The organism is Streptomyces sp. NPDC048211 (genome assembly GCF_043202315.1).
Classification (GTDB): domain Bacteria; phylum Actinomycetota; class Actinomycetes; order Streptomycetales; family Streptomycetaceae; genus Streptomyces.
In genome coordinates this window covers 15,244-35,676 of sequence record NZ_JBIDAD010000008.1, presented here as the reverse complement: position 1 = coordinate 35,676, position 20,433 = coordinate 15,244, and the positions used below count along the sequence as shown (strand labels likewise).

Genomic DNA, 20,433 nt, shown 5'->3' with positions numbered 1-20,433 from the left:
GGCCCGCGCGGAGGTACGTGCCGGGGCCACCGCTCCGGGAGACGTACAGGCCCGGCCCAGCGCCCGCAGACGTACGAGAGGGGGCGCCCGGATCACCGGGCGCCCCCTCTCGTACGTCCCCTGCGTCCGCTACATCTGGCGGTACGGCCAGTACACGTCCATGCAGTCGTCGGTCTTGGCGCCGTTGACGGACTCGGTGCCCTCCAGCGGGTCGCTGTCGTCCTCGACCTTCTTCGGGTACGTGGAGCCGTTCCGCCAGTCGGAGCCGACCGTGAGCGTCAGCCCCGCTCCGTCCGGTGTCTCCGTCACGGCACTGGTCGGCAGCCCCAGCGCCTTGGCGACGGACAGCGCGTCCGACTTGCCCTGGGCACCGGCGCTGTGCGGATAGGTCACCTCGGTCGTCAGCGCGGACCCGAGCTCGGTCGAGGTGTCGGCCTCGGTGAAGCCCTTGGCCTTCAGCATGTCCCGGATGGCCCCGGCCCGGCCTTCGGTGGCCGCCTGGCCGTCGCCGGGGGTGCCGTTGACGACGGTCACACCGAGCGAAGCGGGGGCGCCGGCCTTCGGTCCGGCCTTCGCCTTCTTCGCCGCCTTGGCGCGGTCCTTCGGGTCGAGCGACTGGTCGTCGCGCAGCAGCGACCAGAGCTTGTCGGCGGCGCCGGGCTTCGGCAGGACGTGGGCCTCGGGGTTGTCCGGGTCGGGGATCCGCGGCATCGTCAGCATGTTCATCTTCTCCAGCGGCACGTTCTTGAGCTGCATGCCGAGGTCGAACAGCTTCTTGACCGTGCCGATCTCCTCCGAGACCTGGAGCGACTTGGTCCCGGTCTCGGCGAGGTTCATCAGTCGCCCGGTGTCCGTGAACGCGTTCTGACTCTTCAGCTCGCGCAGGACCGAGTTCAGATACATGTGCTGGGCCTTGGACCGGCCGAAGTCGCTCTCGAAGGCGTGCCGGGTGCGCAGCCACTGCAGGGCGACCTCGCCCTGGATCTTGTGCCGGCCCTTCGTCAGCCGCAGGTGGGAGCCACCGGGCACGCCGGGCTTGGACACGTCGTTGACGTTCTGCTTCACACACACCCAGGCGCCGCCCACGGCGTCCGCCATGTTCACCACACCGGCGAAGTCGACCATCATCCAGTGGTCGATGTAGACCTTGGTGAGCTGCTCCCAGGTGTCCAGCGTGCAGCCGGGGCCGCCGCGGAGCGACTCGTTGATGATGCCGTTGCTGGCGGGGTACTTCTGGTGGGTGTCGGGGTTCTCGCAGGCCGGGATGTTGACGCGGGTGTCCCGTGGGATGCTGACGACCGAGGCGTTCTTCCGGTCGGCCGACACGTGGAGCAGCATCTGCACATCGGCGAGCGGGGTGTTGCCGACGCTCTTCTTCGAGCCGCCGAGCTTCAGGTTCTCCTTGCTGTTCCGGCTGTCGGAACCGATCAGCAGGATGTTCAGCGGGGTCTGGCCCGCGGCGTTCGGCGCCTTCTTCTTCGCCGCGCTGTTGCCCGCACTCCGCTCCCCCTTGCGGAGGTTGCTGTTCAGGTGCTCGTACCAGAGATAACCGGCCGCCCCGGTGCCGAGTATGAGGAACGCGAGGGAGAAGGCTATCCAGCGCAGGACGCGGTGCTTCTTCTTCTTGGGGGCGCGGCGGGGCCGGCCGCGGCGTGCGCCGTGGCTCGCGGCGCGATGGCCGCCGCCCCCGCTCCCGCTCCTGCCGGTCTCCGGTTTCGCGGCGTCCCCGCCGCTGTCCCCGTCACCGCCCCCGCCCTCGTAGAGGCCGTCGTCCCAGCCGTGCTGGTCCGCGTGCCGGACGCGTGGTCGCGTCCCCTCCCCGGGCGTACTGCTCCGTCCCACCAGGACCCCCCTGCTGTTCAGACTCGCGGTATCGCGCAGTGACCCGGTGTCACTTGGCGCACTCTGCCTTGTCGGCGCTGGCCTTCGGGATGTCGATCTTCGCCGGGCCGGTGATGGGAGTGCCCGCGCCCTTGAAGTCCGCCCCCAGTGTCAGCGTCATCGCCTGCAGGCCTACGGCGTCCTTGGTGCCCGGCTTCATCGCCGAGGCGGGAAGCCCCATCATCTCGGCGAGCGCACGGGCCTGGTCGGCCTGGTTCGGCGCGTACTCGAGCGTCGTCTTGGCGGCCTTCGCCGGGGCGTTGGCCTTGTTCGTGGACTTCAGGACGCCCTTGTCGTTCTGCAGCCAGTTGACGGTCTGCTGGGCACCGCCGGCGACCTCGCCGCCGTTGTAGACATCGACACGGACGTCGGCCGCCGCCGCTTTGGTTCCCTTGAGGAGCGCCTCCTGCTTGCTCTTGGCGGCCTTCTTCTGCGCGGCCACCTCGGTCAGCGAGGTGTCCGCCTGCAGCATCGAGAGCAGTTGGGGCGACTTCACCGGGTCCACGACCACCGTGATCGGCGTGGGCTCGGCCGGGTTGTCGATCACCGGCAGCGTGACGAACGTGATGTTCTTCGTGTCGATCTTGGTGAGTTCCTTGGCGAGCGACGTCAGCTTCGGCACCGAGCCGATGGCGGAGTCGACGGTCAGCGCCTTGGTCGCCGAGTCCGCCAGCTTGAACAGCTTCGTCGGGCTGGTCAGCGTGTCGTCCGACTTCATCTGCCGGATCATCGAGCCGATGAACTGCTGCTGGCCCTTGATCCGGTCGAGGTCGCTCCCGTTGGCGTAGGCGTGCCGGGTCCGTACGAACGCCAGCGCCTGCTCGCCCTGGACGGTGCTCGGTCCCGCCGGCAGGTCCAGGTGCGACTTCTCGTCCTTGACCGCGTGGGCCAGGCAGATGTCGACGCCGCCGACCGCCGTGGACAGCTCCTTCACCGCGTTGAAGTCGACCATCATGAAATGGTCGACCGTCAGGCCGGTGAGCTCTTTGACGGTGTCCATCGTGCAGCCGGGGTCGCGGCCGTCCTGGCCGAGACTGGTGTTGAACCGGACGTTCTGGGTGCCCGGGACGGTCGTCTCCGAGCCGTCCGCCTGCTTCGTCTTGCAGTCCGGGATGTTGGTCATGAGGTCGCGGGGGATGCTCACCGCCGTGGCGTTGGTGCGGTCCTTGGACACGTGGAACAGGATGTTCGTGTCCGCGTGGCCGGCGCTGCCCTTGTCGCCGTAGCCCTCGTTGCCCTTGCCGGTGCGCTTGTCCGTACCGATGACCAATATGTTGAGCGGCGCGTTGGCCGTGACGACGTCCTTGTTGCCGCGGTCGCCGATGTCCACGGTGCTCAGGTTGCCGTTGAAGTGCTGGTACAGCCAGTACCCGCCGGCCGAGGCGCCGACGAGGAGGAAGGCCATCACGCCGCCCGTCCAGAGCAGCGCCTTCTTGCGGCGGGCCTTCGGGGCCTTGCGCTTGCGCCGGCCGCTGTTCTCGGCGGGACCGGCGGCATCCTGACCGCGCGCGCCGGGCGCCGAACGGCGGCCGCCCTGGCGCGGCACCTCACGGCTGCGGCGCGCGCCGTCACCCGCCGCACCGCGACGCTCGCCGTCCGCGTTCGCACCACGACGTTCGCCGTCCCCGTCACGGACGGCACCTCTGCGCCCGGAACTCCGCGGAGCCGAAACCCCTGACGCCCTGCCCGAATCCGCTCCGGAGTGATTCAGTCGCAGTTCGTAGTCGCCGGTGTCCGGGTTGAGAACCCATTGGTCTGCGGGATCGATTTCTTCCGCCCGCCCACGGCCTTGTGCATCCACGGTCGCTTGAGTCCTCCGTCGGTGCCACGCGAGGCGCCTCCCCCGATAAGGCGCTCAGTCTTTCGCTCCGGAAGTGCGCGGCCGGGTGGCCGGAAGCACCGGATCGCGTCACACTATCCGTCCCGTTCGCCGTCGAGCGACGGGCGTGACATATTCCACGGCCCTTACAACCGGGCATTCTTCCCATTGCACGCCGAACGTTCTTCTGCGCTTGGCCATTGCTTTACTGCTTACACAGGTCGGTCGCAGCATTGTTCCCCGAGTAGGTGGGTGTGGGGGTCGGACCGGAGGCGTCGGAGGCGTCAGCGTTTTTCCCGCCGTCATCCTTCAGCTGGTCCGCGGGCACGACGGCGACGGGTTTGTCGTCGCGCAATTGCTTGAAGAGCTTGTCCGCGTCGGGCTGCACCAGTTCGTCCCGGTTCCGGTTGGCGGCGTACGGCTGCCGGGGGACAGTCAGGAACTGCACCTTGTCGGTCGGTACGTTGCGCATCCCGCGCACCAGGTCGTAGAGGTCCTTCAGGCTGTCCAGCCCCGGGTCGGTGGTCAGCGCCTTGGTGGCCGCGTCCAGTACGGGGTAGAGCCGGGTGGGGTTGAGCAGGACCCCGTTGCTCTGCACCTTGTTCACCAGCGCGCCCAGGAACTGCTGCTGGCGGTCCATCCGTTCGGTGTCGCTGCCGTTGCCGATGGACTTGCGGGCCCGTACGTACCCCAGGGCCTGCTCGCCGTTGAGCTTCTGGCGGCCCGAGGGGAGCTTGAGGTGGGCGGCGCTGTCGTTGATCGGCTTCTTGAGGCAGATCTCGACCCCGTTCACCGCGTCGACCATGTTCTTGAAGCCGTTGAAGTCGACGACCATGTGGTGATCGATGCGGATGCCGGTCATCTTCTCGACCGTGCGGATGGTGCAGGCGGTCCCGCCGAACTCGAAGGCCCAGTTGAACTGTGCGAACTGCGGCTTGCTCACGCTTTTGTCCGACTTGTGGCACTCCGGGATGTTCACCATCAGGTCGCGCGGGAGCGACATGGCCGTGGCGCTCTTCCGGTCCGCCGCCAGGTGCAGCAGGATCGTGGTGTCCGAACGCTGGCTGCCGCCGTCGTCGCGGCCGTACTTGCGGTTGTCCCCGGCCCGGCTGTCGGAGCCGATGAGCAGGATGTTCTGCGCGTCATGGACGACGGAGGAGGGGCGCTCCTTCTCGTACGCCTTGAGCTCGGCGGCCGCGGAGGTGTCCGTCTTGATGTTGCCGTCCAGCTTCTTGTACAGCCACCAGCCGGCGCCCGCGGCGACGAGGACGACGAACGAGGCGCCGAGCGCGGTCCAACGCAGCCAGTGACGCTTGCGCTTGACGACGATGTCCAGGGTCGTGCCCGCTTCGGGGTCCTCGGGCAGCGGTCCGTGCGACGGGCCGCTGCCCGACCCGCTGCGCGTCTCACCGCCCGGCGCGCCCCCGGGTCCGCCGCCCGGCGCGTGCTTCTCGCCGGGCCCCTCGGCGGATCCCCCGCCGGACGGCCCGTCCGGCGCCCGGCCCTCTTCCGCGGCCGAGTGGTCCGGCGTCTGGTCCCCGCCCGTGGCCGGGTCGTCGGGGTCCGGCGGCGGGCCGGCGCTTTCGGTCACGTCTGCGTCCATCCTTCGTGTGCGGCAGCGCGAGGGGCTGCCGGTCGCAGAAGTAGACGGCTGAACCTCACGCTTGGTTGTGCCTTGAGTGGTCTGTACCGCAGATCATGTACCGGAGTTGGCGCTCAGGCGGGAGGGCTCGGCCCAGGCTGGGCCGGACGGGTGGCCCTCAGGCCGCTTGTCGTACCGCGTGGTTGAAGAGGGGTGGACGCGCGCGGGCGGACGGGGCACCGGGCGGTGGAGGTGCGAGCCCGGTGCGCCGCCCGGCCGTCACACGGTCGCGGAGACCCGCTCGCTCTCGACGCGCTGGGCCAGCGCGTCCTCGCCCAGCTGCCCGAGGTGCCGGCACAGCACCACGGAACCGCCGGTGGCGAGCGGCGCGAAGAGCCCGGCGCTGAGGCCGTCCCAGGTGTCGTACGTACGCCCCGAGAGCAGGCGCGAACCGGCGCCGAGGCCCAGCGCCGCACCGTCCTCCCGGGCCCGCGCGACCAGCTCGGCCCCGGTGAACCCGGCGCCGCCCACGGTCAGCGCCGACGCGTCCGGGTCGACGGGCGCGAACGGGGCGAACCGGTCGCCCTGGCCCGGCACCTCGACGGCGTAGTCCGCGAAGCCCTCGGGCGCCTGCGGGAACCTCCCGCCCAGCGGGCGCAGCGCCAGCGCGATCCGCTCACCGCGGCAGGCCCGCGCGGCGTCCAGACTGTCCGGCCCGGAGACGACGAGGTCTGCGGTGGCGGGATCCCCCTGGACGTCGGCGACCACGCCGACCGAGGCGCAGGCCATCAGCCAGACCGCGGACTGCCAGTGCGCGGGCAGCAGCAGCGCGAGCCGGTCACCGGGCTCCGCGGCGAGGTCGCCCTGCAGCAGGTTCGCCGTCTTGGCCACCCAATTGGCGAAGGTGGCCACCGACAGTTCGACGCGCTCTCCGGTGGCGTCGTCGTAGAAAGTGACCATGGGGCGGGCCGGGTCCGCGGCGAGCGCGGAACGCAGCAGGTCGGCAGGGGTGCGGTCGCTGGCGTTCATTCGCAGAAGGGTACGCGGCGGCGCCGGGAGGGGCCGGTTCTCGCGGGTGCCGGGTACACCGGTTCGGCAGACGGGCCGTCAATTGCCCCGGGAAACCCCAGTCGCCGGAGTAGTCCGCTTATGCCCAGGATCATATGTATGCGTGCCTTCATTGCATCCTCCATTGGTGTCACCTGCGCGGCAGCTCTCGTACTGCCGCTCGCCGCGCCCGCGGGCGCCGCCCCCGACACCCCCGTCCACCCGGCCACCGCGGGATCCGTTCCCGCCGAGGCGTCCGACCCGGCCCGCGTGCCCGGTTCGACGCAGTCCCTGGCCCTGAACCCGGTGGCCTCCCCCTCCGTACGGGCCACCGGCGCACCCGCCGCCGCGGCCGCCGAGCAGGGGCTGCCCGAGCGCGACGTCGAGCCGTTCTCCCTGGTCGGCGTCGTCTGGGACGACGTCAACACCGAACTGCACGGCACCGCCCAGGTCCGCACCCGCGCCACCGGCACCGGCCACTGGTCCGACTGGCAGGACCTGGAGACGCACAACGCCGAGCACTCCGCCGACGCCGGCACCGCCGAACGCGAATCCGGCGCGGCCCGCGGCTCCACCGCCCCGCTCTGGGTCGGCGACTCCGACGGCGTCGAGGTCCGGGTACGCCCCGAGGCCCCCGGCCCCGGCGAGGCCGCCGAGGCGCCCGTACCGCTGCCCGCCGGACTGCACCTCGAACTCGTCGACCCCGGCGAGGACCCGCAAGAGGCGGCCGGCACCGGCCAGGCGCAGACGCCCGTCACCGGAGCCGCGGGCACCGACCGCGCCTCCGCGCTCGGTGCCGCCGTACTCCCCGCCCTGAGCAGGGCCGCGACCGACGAGGCCGCAGGCTTCGCGCCCGCCGCCAAGCCGTACATCGGACCGCGGCCGCGCATCATCACCCGCAAGGGCTGGGGCGCCGACGAGAAGCTCCGCGAGAGCGGCTTCGCGTACACGAAGACCGTCAAGGCGGCCTTCATCCACCACAGCGCCACCGGCAACAACTACACGTGCTCGCAGGCACCCTCCGTGCTGCGCGGCATCTACCGCTACCACGTCAAGAGCAGCGGCTGGCGCGACATCGGCTACAACTTCGCCGTCGACAAGTGCGGAAACATCTACGAGGGCCGCGCCGGAGGCGTGACGAAGGCCGTCATGGGCGCGCACACGCTCGGCTTCAACACCAACACCATGGGCATCGCCGTCCTCGGGACGTTCACCAGCTCGAACCCGCCGGCCGCCGCCGTCAACGCCGTCTCCAAGCTCACCGCCTGGAAGCTCGGCCTGTTCGGCGCCAACCCGAAGGGAAAGGTGACCCTGACCTCGGGCGGCAGCAACAAGTACAAGAAGGGCAGGAAGGTCAAGCTCAACGTCATCTCCGGACATCGGGACGGATTCGCAACCGAATGCCCCGGAGCGCGTCTCTACAAGAAGCTCGGCACGGCCCGGACGAGTTCGGCCAAACTGCAGGGCCGCTGACGCGAACGGAGCCGTGCACCGGCGCCGCCCGCGCCGGAGGCCTGCTGCCGGCTGCTGACCGAGGGACCCTCCACCGGTCTGCATACACTGGCCAGCCGAAGAAGCTGTTGTCCGATCTCCGCAGGGTGCGGGGCGTCGGGCGCGGCCGCTCGCGGCGGTGCCGAAGTGCCCGAATGGCTCCGCCATGAGGACACTCCGGAGCCCCGCGACCGACCGGGCCCGACGCCCTTCGCCGATCCTGCGGAGATCGGACAACAGCTTCTCACCAGGCCCGGCCCCAGCAGGAAGCAGAGACAGTGCTGTGACAGAGGCAAAAGAAGCGATCCTCCTGGTCGGCGGCAAGGGAACCCGGCTGCGCCCGCTCACGGTGCACACACCGAAACCCATGGTTCCGGCAGCGGGCGTCCCCTTCCTCACGCACCAGCTGGCGCGCGCCCGGGCCGCCGGGGTCGAGCACATCGTCCTCGCGACGTCGTACCTCGCGGAGGTCTTCGAGCCGTACTTCGGTGACGGTTCGTCGCTCGGCCTGCACATCGAGTACGTCACCGAACGCGAACCGCTCGGCACCGGCGGAGCCATCCGCAACGTCGCCCGGCGGCTCACCTCCGGCCCGGACGAACCGGTCCTGATCTTCAACGGCGACATCCTCACCGGCCTCGACATCCGGGCCCTGGTCACCACGCACGCCGACTCCGGAGCCGACGTCTCGCTCCACCTGACCCGGGTCGACGACCCGCGCGCCTTCGGCCTCGTGCCGACGGATGACACCGGCCGGGTCACCGCCTTCCTGGAGAAGCCGCAGACACCCGAGGAGATCGTCACCGACCAGGTCAACGCCGGGGCGTACATCTTCCGCCGGTCGGTCATCGACGCGATCCCGACGGGCCGCCCGGTCTCCGTGGAACGCGAGACCTTCCCCGGACTGCTCGCCGACGGCGCCCACCTCCAGGGCATGGTCGACTCCACGTACTGGCTGGATCTCGGCACCCCGCAGGCGTTCATACGCGGCTCCGCCGACCTCGTCCTCGGCCGCGCCCCCTCCCCGGCCGTCCCCGGCCGGTGCGGCGACCGCCTCGTGCTGCCCACCGCCTCCGTCGCCCCCGACGCCAAACTCTCCGGCGGTACGGTCATCGGCGCCGACGCCGTGATCGGCGCGGGCGCCAGGATCGACGGCTCCACCGTGCTCGCGGGAGCCATCGTCGAACCGGGCGCAGTGATCACGGACTCCCTGGTCGGAGCCGGTGCCAGGATCGGCAGCCGTACGGTGCTGAGGGGCGCGGTCATCGGCGACGGGGCCAAGGTCGGCGCCGACAACGAACTGCTCGACGGCGTCCGCATCTGGTGCGGGGCCCACCTGCCCGCCGCGTCGGTGAGGTTCTCCTCGGACGAATGACCGGACCGGCCACCGCCTCGCGGTCCCCCCGAGTGGCCGGAATCAGCCGTACCCTCGACAGGCAGCCCCGACTACCGAGGACCTCACCCGTGGCAGGACGATTCGCTCCCCGCAGCGCCCCGCGCGCGGCCGTCCCGCACCAGGCGGCGACGCCCGTACCGGCGCCCCTGACCCGCGACTGGACCCCGCCGGGCCCGCTCGACCTGCGGCTCGTCCTCGGCCCGCTGCGCCGCGGCCCCGCCGACCCCACGTTCCGGATGTCCGCCGACGGCTCGGTCCGCCGGGCCAGCCGTACCCCCGCGGGCCCCGGCACGCTCCACGTCGTCGCCCGCGACGGTGGCCGGATCCGGGCCGCGGCCTGGGGGCCGGGCGCGGCGTGGCTGCTGGACCAGCTGCCCACGCTGCTCGGCGAGGCGGACGACCCGGCGGCCTTCACCCCGCGCCACCGCCTGCTCGCCGTGACCCACCACCGCCGCCCGGGCCTGCGGCTGCTGCGCACGGGCCTGGTCATGGAGTCCCTGATCCCGTCGGTCCTGGAGCAGAAGGTCACCACGGACGAGGCGTACCGCGCCTGGCGGCTGCTGGTGCGCACCTACGGGGAGCCCGCGCCCGGCCCGCAGGAGTACGGCCTCTACGTCATGCCGGACGCCCGCACCTGGTCGCTGATCCCGTCCTGGGAATGGCACCGGGCGGGCGTGGACAGCAAGCGCTCGACGACGATCCTGCGCGCGGTCCGGGTGGCCCGCCGCATGGAGGAGGCGGCCGCCATGGAACTGCCCGAGGCCATGGCCCGCCTCCAGGCGATCCCCGGCATCGGTCCCTGGACGGCCGCCGAGACCCTGCAACGGGCCAACGGCGCGGCGGACGCGGTGACGGTCGGCGACCTCCACCTGCCCGGCATCGTCGGCCACGCACTGGCCGGCAACCGGAACGCCGACGACGAGGAGATGCTGACCCTGCTCGCCCCGTACGAGGGCCAACGCCACCGGGCGACCCGCCTGATCATGCTCTCGGACAACACCCCGCCACGCCGCGCCCCGCGCATGCAGCCACGCAACATCGCCCGTCTGTGACACTTTTCGCGGACCGGGGCGGCCGATCCAAGCCCTTCCGGCGATCGAGGACCGGGGGTCCGGGGGCGGAGCCCCGAAACCCCCACCCGCCGCACGGCCTCACCGCACCGCGACGAACGCCTCCGCATCGCGCCCCGCCCGCGCGGACGGTGCCGCCGCCGGACGCCCCACGGCCACCGCCCCCAGCGGATCCCACGACGCGGGCAGCGACAGCACCTCCCGCACGACATCCCGGCAGAACATCGTCGAGGACACCCACGCCGAACCCAGCCGCTCGCCGGCCAGCGCCACCAGGAAGTTCTGGATCCCGGCGCCCGCGGCGACCACGAACATCTCGCGCTCCGCGCCGTCCCGCCGCGCGTCCCCGTACGTGTGGGAGCCGTCCATCACCATGCACGGCACCACCAGATACGGCGCCCGGCGCAGCACATCGCCCCGCCGCACCCGCTTGGCGATCGACTCCTCGCTCCTGCCGTCCCGCCGCAGGTCCGCGATCCACGCGTCCCGCATCGCGTCCAGCAGCCGGGTCCGCGACTCCTCGGACTCCAGCAGGACGAACCGCCACGGCGTCGTGTGGTGCGGCGCCGGAGCCGTCACGGCCGCGGCCACGGCCCGGCGCACCGCCCCCGGGTCCACTGGTTCGTCGGCGAACTCGCGGACCGTACGCCGCTGGGTCACCGCCTCCCGTACCGCCTCGGACGTCCCCAGCCGGAACATGTCGTCGGCCGCGACCCGCACCATCGCGCGCGCCCCGTCCTCATCCGCCGGATCCAGGAGATGGCCCAGCCCCCGGACGACCGCGACGGGCAGCCCGTCCGCCTTGCCCTTGACGAGGTCACCGGCCGAGGCCAGCTCGTCCGCGGTGGCGACCACGGTCGCGCTCAGCGGATTGCCGTACGCGTCGGTGCCGCCCCGCAGGTCGTCGAGCACCCGCACCCCGGCCGCGCCGATGGCGACGTCGGTCAGCCCGTTGCGCCACGGCCGTCCGAAGGTGTCCGTGACGACCACGCCGACATCGACGCCGAGCGCGTCCCGCAGCCCCTCCCTGATCGTCCGCGCCGAGGCGTCCGGGTCCTCGGGCAGCAACAGGACGGTCCCGGCCGGGGTGTTCGACGCGTCGACCCCGGCGGCGGCCATCACCAGGCCCTGCCGGTTCTCCACGATGCGCAGCGTGCCGCGCCGCGCCACCACCCGTACCGTCTCGGCGTCGATCGCGGCCTCGCGGTCGGTGGCCTCGACGATCCGGCCCTCCGCCTTGGAGACGATCTTCGAGGTGACGAGCAGTACGTCGCCGTCGGCCAGTCCGGGCTCGGTGGCGGCGATCAGCTTCGCGAGATCGTCCCCGGCCCGCACCTCGGGCATGCCGGGCAGCGCCCACACCCGGAAGGAGGGTGCGGCGTCCGGGACGGTGGTGCTCACGCGCGTACCTCTTCCGCGAGAACCAGTGCCTGCCGCGCCATCTCGGCCGTGGCGGCGACGTCGGTCATCATCAGCGGTACCGAGCGGCAGCGGATGCCCGCGGACTCGACCTCGGCGACGGCGCCCGCGTCCACGGTGTCGACGAGCCAGCCGTCCAGCAGCCCGGAACCGTAGTGCTGGGCGACCGCCGCGGCCGTCGACTCGACGCCCACCGCGGCGAGCACCTTGTCGGCCATCCCGCGCACCGGCGCGTCACCGACGATGGGGGAGAGGCCGACGACCGGTACCCCCGCCTCGGCGATGGCTTCGCGGATCCCGGGCACGGCGAGGATGGTCCCGACGGACACGACGGGGTTCGACGGCGGGAAGAGGATGACGTCGGCCCCGGCGATGGCCTCCAGGACGCCCGGCGCCGGCTTGGCCTGCTCGGCGCCGACGGGCACGATGGCCTGCGCCGGGACGGAGGCGCGCAGCTTCACCCAGTACTCCTGGAAGTGAATGGCCCTGCTCTCGCCGTCGACGTCGACCGCCACATGCGTCTCGACCCGGTCGTCGGACATCGGCAGCAGCCGGACGCCCGGTTTCCAGCGCGCACAGAGCGCCTCGGTGACGGCGCTCAGCGGATAGCCCGCGCCGAGCATCTGCGTACGGACGATGTGGGTGGCGAAGTCGCGGTCGCCGAGCCCGAACCACTCGGGGCCGACGCCGTACGCCGCGAGTTCCTCCTTGACGTGGAAGCTCTCGTCGGTACGGCCCCAGCCCTGCTCCTCGTTGATGCCACCGCCGAGGGTGTACATCACGGTGTCGAGGTCGGGGCAGACCTTGAGGCCGAACAGATGGATGTCGTCACCGGTGTTGCCGATCACCGTGATGTCCGCGTCGGGCGAGGCCTCCTTGAGGCCACGCAGGAAACGAGCACCACCGATACCGCCGGCCAGAACCACAATGCGCATGCAAACAGTCTGTCAGGCGGAGCCTGATCGTTGTCGGGGTGGTGGCGGGTGACGGGTGGGACTGTCAGGCGGAGCCTGATCGTTGTCGGGGTGGTGGCGGGTGACGGGCGGGGCCCGGTCGGTGTCGCGGAGGTGACGGGCGGGACTGTCGGGCGGAGCCTGGTCGGTGGCGGCGGGCCGCCGGGAGGGAGACGGGTGGTCAGACGGTGGCGGGGACCGCGGCGCACTGCGCGGTGTGCATCGGCATGTCGGTCAGGCCCGGGTAGTAGACGTGCAGGCTGACAGCCGGTTCGAGGGAGTCGTTGACGACCTCGTGGACGTAGCCGGGGGCGAAGACGCGCTGCGCGCCGGCGTCCAGCGTCCGCTTGCCGCGTTCCGTACGCTCGGTCAGTTCGCCGTCCAGGACGGTCAGTACGCCGGAGGACGGGCCGTGGTCGTGCAGGCCGCTGCCCTGGCCGGGGACCCAGCTGAGCAGCCAGATCTCGTAGCCGGGTCCGGTGCGGAGCCGGTGGTACCAGCGGGTGGTGGTGTCGTACCGGACGAGCGGGGCCCACTGGGCGCGGTCGGCGGCGATGGTGCGGGCGAGCCCGACGAATTCCGCCACCGTGGCGGGGTGCTCACGGGCGGGACGCAGGAGGTGCTGGACCTCTAGGAGGTCGCCGGCGATCTGGAGGTCGCTGTCGCTGTTCATGGGTGCGGTGGTTCCTCGGCAGGGGTGCAGATCGTGCAGTGCGGATGCAGGGGTGTCGCAGGACCTGAGAGACCGGGTGGCCGAAGCGGCGCGAAGCCGCGTGGGGGGTCCGGGGGTCCGGGATGAGCTGTGTCGGGCTGGAGCGCGGGGGCTTCAACAGCTGAGACAGCTTGAACAGCAACAGCGAGCCTGGACAGCGCTGCGGAACCCACGGATGTGGGTGGTGCGCATGGCTGAGGTCGCTGGCATGACATCAAGGAGAACCGGAGAATCTCCGACTGTCAACCCAATGCCCGATTTGGGGGTAATGTTTCACCTCATCCGGTTACTCCATGCGGAGAAAGGTTTATGCAGTCTCCGCGCCGGAGAGGTGGCGCAACAACCGCGGCGGCAAACGTGATCGCGCCCCTGTGACCCGACTGTGATCTTGATCGCTTCGGTGACCGAATCGCAACGTGTCCGTCCTCCCGGGAGTTCTTCATCCGTAGCGGATGTGGACGCGGGGAGCCGGTGGCATATGTCGTGGTTTTGGTGATTTGCACACTTTACGCATACGCTTGGTTCCGCAGAGTGAATACCGGGCCCAATAGCAGATCTGAGCTTGACCGGACCGGAGATACACACTTGTAATTTCACTCGTGTCGTTCGGCTGATTCGATAACGGTCGCATCACGGGGACGCAAGAGACAGACGAGGGGCGCACATGACCGAGCTGTTCCAGCAACTGCTGGTCGAGGACGCGGACGAGGAACTCGGCTGGCAGGAGCGCGCACTGTGCGCCCAGACCGATCCCGAGTCCTTCTTCCCCGAGAAGGGCGGATCCACCCGCGAGGCCAAGAAGGTCTGCCTCGCCTGTGAAGTCCGGTCCGAATGCCTTGAGTACGCCCTTTCCAAGGACGAGCGATTCGGTATCTGGGGCGGTCTCTCCGAGCGTGAGCGACGGCGCCTGAAGAAGGCCGCGGTCTGACCCCGGCTCCTCCGAGAACGCCCCCGGCCGCCTGAAGCCGGACCCCAGGGGCTCTCCTCCGGGAACGCCCCCGGCCGCACGAAGCTGAACCCCAGGGCCTGAGGGCTGCCCCTGGAACGGCCGCCATGGCCCGCCGCCTGCATCCGGCCCGCAGGCGGCGGGCCATTGCCGTACCCCCGACCCCCCGGCCCCCGCGCCCGGGAGTGCCGGGGACCCGCTCCCGGCACCCCGCTGCAGCCGTGCCGTACCCGGCCGCCGGCCGCCCTCCACCGCTGCGCCGCCGCCCTCGGGCAACCGCTCCGCGCCACCCCGGTTATCCGTACCGTTAGTGTGGGGCCCCGTCCGAGACGCGCCAACGACCCGACAGGGCGCGCGTGTACACCGATGCAGCCCCCGGGGGACACCCCCCGGACCCGGCCGGAGGGCCCGTACCTCGATGTCCGTGCACAGCCAAGCAACGGCGCCGTACGCGGCCGCCGCCGCCCCAGAGTTCCCCCGGCATGTCGTCACCGCCGTGCTCGTCTCCCACGACGGCGCACGCTGGCTGCCCGACGCGCTCGCCGGGCTGCTCGGCCAGGAACGCCCCGTACAGAACGTCGTCGCCGCCGACACCGGCAGCGCCGACGACTCCGCGCGCCTGGTCACCGAGGCGCTCGGCGCCGACCGCGTCCTGCACCTCGCGCGGCGTACGAGCTTCGGCACCGCCGTCGACGAGGCGAGCCGCACCGCCGGCGTCCTCACCCCGGACGACCTGCCGTACCTGAAGCGCCCCAGCGGCTGGGACCCCGTCACCAGGTCCTGGCGCGACGACGCCTACGACCTGCCCGAACTGCCGCACGGCGAACCGGTGCAGTGGCTCTGGCTGCTCCACGACGACTGCGCCCCCGAACCCGACGCCCTCGCCGAGATGCTCCGCGTCGTCGACAACGACCAGCACGCCGCGATCGTCGGACCCAAGCTCCGCGGCTGGTACGACCGCCGCCAGCTCCTCGAAGTCGGCGTCTCGATCGCCAACAGCGGACGCCGCTGGACCGGACTCGACCGGCGCGAGCAGGACCAGGGCCAGCACGACCAGGTCCGTACCGTCCTGTCCGTCTCCACCGCGGGCATGCTGATCCGCCGGGACGTCTGGGAGGAGCTCGGCGGCTTCGACCGCAGGCTGCCCCTGATGCGTGACGACGTCGACCTGTGCTGGCGCGCCCACATGGCCGGGCACCGGGTGCTGGTCGCCCCCGACGCCGTCCTGCGGCACGCCGAGGCGTCCGCCCGCGAACGCCGGCCCATCGACTGCGCCGGCCGCTCGGTCTCCAGCCCGCACCGCGTCGACAAGGCCGGCGCCGTCTACACCATGCTGGTCAACGCCCCCGGCAAACGGCTGCCCTGGGTCCTGCTCCGGCTCCTGCTCGGCACGCTGCTGCGTACGCTCGCCTACCTCGTCGGCAAGGTGCCGGGCCAGGCGCTCGACGAGGTCACCGGCCTCCTCGGCACCCTGCTGCGCCCCGGCCGCATCCTCGGCGCACGGCGCACCCGCGGCAAGGGAGTCGTCGATCCGGCCGAGATGCGCGGGCTCTTCCCCGCACCCGGCGCCACCGTCAGGGCGACCGTCGAACAGGTCGCCGGCAACTTCGGCGGCGGCGCGGAGACCGAGGCCGGCGGCTCGCGGCACGGCGCCGTCGAGTCCGGCCCTGGCGGCGACGACGCCGACTTCCTGGAGATCGACCAGTTCGCCCGGCTGAAGCGCGTCGGCCGCAAGCCCGGCCCGGTGCTCTTCGCCGTCCTGCTCCTGGTCTCCCTCGTCGCCTGCCGCAGCCTCCTCGGCGGCGGCGCCCTGGCCGGCGGCGCCCTGCTGCCCGCTCCCGGCGACGTCTCCGACCTGTGGGGCCGCTACGCGGACGGCTGGCACACCATCGGCACCGGCGGCACCCAGACCGCCCCGCCCTACCTGGCCGTGATCTCGGCCCTGTCCGCGCTGTTCCTCGGCTCCACCGGCTTCGCACTCACGCTGCTGCTGGTCTGCTCGGTTCCGCTCGCCGGACTCACCGCGTACTTCGTCTCCCGCCCGCTGCTCCCCTCGCGGCTGCTGCGGGCCTGGGGAAGCATCGCGTACGCCTTCCTGCCCGCCGCGACCGGCGCCCTGGCGACCGGCCGCCTCGGCACCGCTGTCCTGGCCGTGCTGCTCCCGCTGATCGCGCGCGCGGCCGTGTCCGCCCACGGCATGCGGGGCGGCGGCACCAGCCGCGGCAGCTGGCGCGCCACCTGGGCGTACACCCTGCTGCTCACCTTCGCGATGGCGTTCACCCCCCTCGTCTGGCCGATCGCCGTGGTCCTCGGCGTCGGGGTGCTGGCGCTGCGCCGCAACGACATCACGGCCTACGGGCTGCGCTTCCTGGCCGCGGTCGGCACCCCGCTGCTGGTCCTCGCGCCCTGGTCGCTCTCGCTCCTGTCCAGCCCCTCCGCCTTCCTGGACGAAGCGGGTCTCGACACCGGTTCGGGCTCGGCGTCCGCACTGGACCTGCTCGGGATCAGCCCCGGCGGGCCCAAGGCGGCCGGCGGCGTCCTGCTCCTCGGCATCGTGCTCGCGGCACTGGCCGCGCTGCTGCGCGGGGAGCGGCAGTTCGCCGCCCGGACCGCCTGGGTCGTCGCGCTGGTGTCCCTGGCCTTCGCGGGGCTCGCCAACGGCTCGGGCTGGGCGGGACCCGCCACCCTCGTCTACGGCGCCGCGCTCATCGCGGCCGCCCTGGTCGGCGCGGACGGTGCCCGGATCCGCGTGGCCGAGCTCAGCTTCGGCTGGCGCCAGCCGGTCGCGGTCCTGATCGCGCTGGCCGCCGGGTTCGCCCCGGTGCTGGCCGCCGTCGGCTGGATGATCGGCGGCGCCGCGGGACCGCTGGAGCGCCGCGACCCGGTGCAGGTGCCCGCGTTCGTCGCGGAGGAGAGCGGTACCCGGGACCAGCCGCGCACGCTGGTGCTCGGCGGCACGTCGCCGGCCTCCGTCGCGTACACCCTGGTTCGTGGCTCCGGCGCGCGGCTGGGCGATGCCGAACTGGCGGCGGCCGGCGGCGGCAACAGCCACCTCGACAAGGTCGTCGCCAACCTGGTCGCGGGCTCCGGCGCCGACCAGGGCAGCCAGCTCAGCGGCTTCGCCATCCGTTACGTGCTCGTGCGGGACGGGGCGCCGAAGCAGATGAGCCGGGTCCTCGACGCGACCCCCGGCCTCAGCCGCCTCAGCCAGCTGGACGGAAGCGCGCTGTGGCGGGTGGACCGCCAGGTCGCCCGGGTCATGATCGTCCCGTCGGCCGCCGGTGACGAGCCGCTCCCGGTGGGTTCCCAGCCCGTCGAGGCGCACACCACGATCCCGGAGGGCAAGGCGGGCCGCGTGCTGCGGATCGCCGATGCCGCCGACCCCGGCTGGCAGGCCACGCTCGACGGACGGACGCTGACCCGCAAGACCGTCGACGGCTGGGCGCAGGGCTTCGAACTCCCCACCGAGGGCGGCAGGCTCGACCTCACGTACGAGACGCCCTTCACGCACTCCGTGTGGATCTGGGTCCAGGCCGCGCTCACCGTGGTCCTGCTGGTCCTGGCGCTGCCGGGCCGCCGCCGGGAGATCGACGACGACCTGCCCGAGGAGGACGTGGCGGTTCCCGCCGAGCCGGTCGCCGGCGAGGGACGCCGGGCCCGCAGGCTGCGCGCGGCCGCGCTGGCCGAGGGCGACGACGGCGAGGGCTTCGACGCCCCCGAGTCCGCGGAAGCGGGGGAGTGGGGCGAACACGTCCCCGACCGGCAGACGGCCCCGGAACCGCTCGACGCCGACGACGGCCAGGACGTCTTCGTCCCCCAGCAGCCCGACGGTGACACCGGCCAGTACGCGGCGGTGCCCCAGCAGCCCGACGGCGACACGGGCCAGTACGCGGCGGTGCCCCAGCAGCCCGACGGCGACACGGGCCAGTACGCGGCGGTGCCCCAGCAGCAGTACGGGGACTGGGACGCGCAGCAGTACCAGGGCGCCGACTACCCCCAGTACCAGGAGGGCCAGTACCAGGACGGTCAGTACGGTGCGGCGCCGCAGCCGCAGCCCGACGGCGCCGCCGGCTACGACCCGTACGGCTATCAGCAGCAGGGCGAATACGCCCCGTACGCCCAGGACCAGTACGGCAACGCCCCGCAGGACACCAGTGGGCAGTACGACCCCAACGCCCAGTACGGCAATGCTTCGTACGACCCCGGTCAGTACGGCACCGGCCAGTACGGCGCGGACCAGTACGGCACCCAGGGCGCGTACGACCCGCAGAACCCCGACGAGAACCCCGACGGGAACACCGCCCCGGGCCAGAACCCGTGGCCGACCGGTAACGCATCGCGAGGCGAGTCCGAGTGAAGTCCACCAGCCTGTCCCTCATCGCCGGGGCCGTCGCCCTCGCAGCCGTCACCGGATTCGCCGCGGTCACCGCGCCGGACGACGGGGGCGCCACGGTGACGAAGTCAGCCGCGCGGCTGCCCGTGGAGCGCTCCAGCCTGCTCTGCCCGGCCCCCGGCCTGTCCGACCTCGCGGAGACGCAGTACACCTCCTTCACCCCGGCAGCCGAGAAGAGCGGTGACGCGGCGGAACCGGCCGGTACGGCCGAACTCCTGTCGTCCACGGCCGCCGAGGCCGACGGGAAGGACTCCGGGAAGAGCAAGGGCAAGAAGACCGGGAAGGCGGACCCGGCCAAGCCGGTCGTCCTCCTCAAGCAGCCCGGCAAGCCGGCCACCGCCGAGGCGTCCGGCGCGGACGCCCCCGCCCTCGTCGGCACCGCCACCGGTCCGCTGGCCCCCGGCTGGACCACCCAGCAGACCACCACCGTGGAGGCCGGCGACGCCCGGGGCCTGCTCGGGGTCAGCTGCACCGCACCCGACACCGACTTCTGGTTCCCGGCCGCGAGCACGGCGAAGTCCCGCGAGGACTACGTCTACCTCACCAACCCGGACGACACCGCAGCCGTCGCCGACATCGAGCTGTACGGCCCCGACGGCACGCTCAAGTCCGACGTGGGCGAAGGCATCACGGTGCCCGCAGGGTCCGGGGTCCGCGTCCTCATCTCGACGCTGACCAGCAAGGCCGTGGACGACGTGACCGTCCATGTCACCACCCGGACCGGCCGGGTCGGCGCGGTCGTCAGGTCCGCGGACAGCAAGACCGGCAGCGACTGGCTCGCCGCCTCCACCGAGCCGACGGGCACCCTCGTCCTGCCCGGCATCCCGGCGGACGCCACCTCGGTGCGGCTCGTGGCCTTCGCCCCCGGCGAGGACGACGCCGACCTCACGGTGAAACTGCTCGGCAAGACGGGCGCGATCTCACCGGTGGGCCACGAGGACCTCCACGTCAAGTCCCGGATGACCGCCGGCGTCGACCTGAAGAACCTGACCAGGGGCGAGGCGGGCTCCCTGCTCCTGAGCCCCGCCGACGACGACAAGGCCACCCCGGTGGTGGCCGCGCTGCGGGTGGTCCGGGGCAAGGGTGACAAACAGGAGGTCGGCTACATCCCGGCGACCGGCCCGGTGGGCGCGCAGGCGACGGCCGCCGACAACCGCGCGAAGGGGTCGGTCCTCTCGCTGACCGCCCCGGGCGCGGCCGGCACGGTGAAGGTCACCGCGTCCGCGGGCAGCAAGGGCGGCACCCCGGTCAGCAAGACGTACGAGGTCGACGCCGGCACGACCGTCGCGGTCACCCCGCCCGTACCGGCAGGACTCAAGGGCACGTACGCGCTGACCGTCGAGACGCAGTCGGGCGGCCCGGTCCACGCCGCCCGCACGCTGACGCTCCCGATGGGCGGCATCCCGATGTTCACGGTGCAGACCCTGCCGGACGACCGGGGAACGGTCGAGGTGCCGGCCGCCGAACAGGACCTGTCGGTCCTGGACGACTGAGAGGCATCGACGAGCGCACAGGGGGCGGGCACGTGCCGGGCTCTGGGGGGTGTGCGTGAGTACCGGCTCCGACGAGCGCACAGGGGGCGGGCCGTGAACCAGGCCCGCCCCCTCCGGTAGGTGCCGTCCGCTCCGGCCCGCTCCTGCCGGGGACGCGGCCGCAGGGGACGCTCCTGCGGGGGACGCTCCTGCTGGGGACGGGCGGCCGCCGGGGACGCTCCCGCCGGGGAC

The 20,433-nt window shown here is 72.2% G+C and carries 13 protein-coding genes; 6 read left to right on the top strand and 7 right to left on the bottom strand.

Going from position 1 to position 20,433, the window contains the following annotated elements:
* Positions 1 to 129: 129 nt before the first annotated feature.
* The 4 genes from ACGFZA_RS26970 to ACGFZA_RS26955 all read right to left on the bottom strand — a co-directional run bounded on the left by ACGFZA_RS26970 (position 130) and on the right by ACGFZA_RS26955 (position 6,311).
* Positions 130 to 1,842, bottom strand: a complete 1,713-nt coding sequence (locus ACGFZA_RS26970; protein ID WP_393682444.1) for an LCP family protein — start codon at positions 1,840 to 1,842, stop codon at positions 130 to 132.
* Between the two features lie 49 nt (positions 1,843 to 1,891).
* Entirely contained in the window at positions 1,892 to 3,682 is a 1,791-nt protein-coding gene (locus ACGFZA_RS26965) for an LCP family protein (protein WP_385285117.1), read from the bottom strand.
* Between the two features lie 223 nt (positions 3,683 to 3,905).
* On the bottom strand, positions 3,906 to 5,291 hold the full coding sequence (locus ACGFZA_RS26960; protein WP_385285115.1) for an LCP family protein: 1,386 nt from the start codon (positions 5,289 to 5,291) through the stop codon (positions 3,906 to 3,908).
* Between the two features lie 270 nt (positions 5,292 to 5,561).
* The gene (locus ACGFZA_RS26955; protein WP_393682441.1) at positions 5,562 to 6,311 is read right to left on the bottom strand and encodes a TIGR03089 family protein; all 750 of its coding nucleotides are present in this window, start codon (positions 6,309 to 6,311) and stop codon (positions 5,562 to 5,564) included.
* Positions 6,312 to 6,449: 138 nt separating this feature from the next.
* Between ACGFZA_RS26955 and ACGFZA_RS26950 the strand changes: the two genes are divergently transcribed.
* The 3 genes from ACGFZA_RS26950 (at position 6,450) to ACGFZA_RS26940 (ending at position 10,268) form a co-directional block, all read left to right on the top strand.
* Entirely contained in the window at positions 6,450 to 7,802 is a 1,353-nt protein-coding gene (locus tag ACGFZA_RS26950; protein WP_393682439.1) for an N-acetylmuramoyl-L-alanine amidase, read from the top strand.
* Between the two features lie 301 nt (positions 7,803 to 8,103).
* A complete protein-coding gene (locus ACGFZA_RS26945) occupies positions 8,104 to 9,195 on the top strand; it encodes a sugar phosphate nucleotidyltransferase (protein WP_385285108.1) in 1,092 nt (363 codons plus the stop codon).
* Positions 9,196 to 9,284: 89 nt separating this feature from the next.
* Entirely contained in the window at positions 9,285 to 10,268 is a 984-nt protein-coding gene (locus tag ACGFZA_RS26940; RefSeq protein ID WP_393682436.1) for a DNA-3-methyladenine glycosylase family protein, read from the top strand.
* A gap of 99 nt (positions 10,269 to 10,367) precedes the next feature.
* Here ACGFZA_RS26940 and ACGFZA_RS26935 read toward each other — a convergent pair whose 3' ends face one another.
* The 3 genes from ACGFZA_RS26935 to ACGFZA_RS26925 all read right to left on the bottom strand — a co-directional run bounded on the left by ACGFZA_RS26935 (position 10,368) and on the right by ACGFZA_RS26925 (position 13,331).
* Complete coding sequence (locus ACGFZA_RS26935) at positions 10,368 to 11,687, bottom strand: coenzyme F420-0:L-glutamate ligase (protein ID WP_385285104.1); 1,320 nt, start codon at positions 11,685 to 11,687, stop codon at positions 10,368 to 10,370.
* Positions 11,684 to 12,640, bottom strand: a complete 957-nt coding sequence (gene cofD, locus ACGFZA_RS26930) for a 2-phospho-L-lactate transferase (RefSeq protein ID WP_385285102.1) — start codon at positions 12,638 to 12,640, stop codon at positions 11,684 to 11,686. The genes ACGFZA_RS26935 and cofD overlap by 4 nt, the downstream gene beginning before the upstream one ends.
* Positions 12,641 to 12,839: 199 nt before the next feature.
* On the bottom strand, positions 12,840 to 13,331 hold the full coding sequence (locus ACGFZA_RS26925; RefSeq protein WP_385285100.1) for a cysteine dioxygenase: 492 nt from the start codon (positions 13,329 to 13,331) through the stop codon (positions 12,840 to 12,842).
* Between the two features lie 703 nt (positions 13,332 to 14,034).
* Here ACGFZA_RS26925 and ACGFZA_RS26920 point away from each other — a divergent pair.
* From ACGFZA_RS26920 to ACGFZA_RS26910, 3 genes are all read left to right on the top strand, one after another.
* Entirely contained in the window at positions 14,035 to 14,298 is a 264-nt protein-coding gene (locus tag ACGFZA_RS26920; RefSeq protein WP_018103995.1) for a WhiB family transcriptional regulator, read from the top strand.
* Positions 14,299 to 14,734: 436 nt separating this feature from the next.
* Positions 14,735 to 18,673: a glycosyltransferase gene (locus tag ACGFZA_RS26915; RefSeq protein WP_393682433.1), complete on the top strand. Its 3,939-nt coding sequence runs from the start codon at positions 14,735 to 14,737 to the stop codon at positions 18,671 to 18,673.
* On the top strand, positions 18,670 to 20,202 hold the full coding sequence (locus ACGFZA_RS26910) for a DUF5719 family protein (RefSeq protein WP_393682431.1): 1,533 nt from the start codon (positions 18,670 to 18,672) through the stop codon (positions 20,200 to 20,202). The genes ACGFZA_RS26915 and ACGFZA_RS26910 overlap by 4 nt, the downstream gene beginning before the upstream one ends.
* The last annotated feature ends 231 nt before the right edge of the window (positions 20,203 to 20,433 follow it).

Coding starts and splice junctions, on each gene's coding strand:
- cofD (WP_385285102.1), bottom strand. CDS start 12,640: ATGCGCATTGTGGTTCTGGCCGGCGGTATCGGTGGTGCTCGTTTCCTG.
- ACGFZA_RS26915 (WP_393682433.1), top strand. CDS start 14,735: ATGTCCGTGCACAGCCAAGCAACGGCGCCGTACGCGGCCGCCGCCGCC.
- ACGFZA_RS26950 (WP_393682439.1), top strand. CDS start 6,450: ATGCGTGCCTTCATTGCATCCTCCATTGGTGTCACCTGCGCGGCAGCT.
- ACGFZA_RS26955 (WP_393682441.1), bottom strand. CDS start 6,311: ATGAACGCCAGCGACCGCACCCCTGCCGACCTGCTGCGTTCCGCGCTC.
- ACGFZA_RS26920 (WP_018103995.1), top strand. CDS start 14,035: ATGACCGAGCTGTTCCAGCAACTGCTGGTCGAGGACGCGGACGAGGAA.
- ACGFZA_RS26925 (WP_385285100.1), bottom strand. CDS start 13,331: ATGAACAGCGACAGCGACCTCCAGATCGCCGGCGACCTCCTAGAGGTC.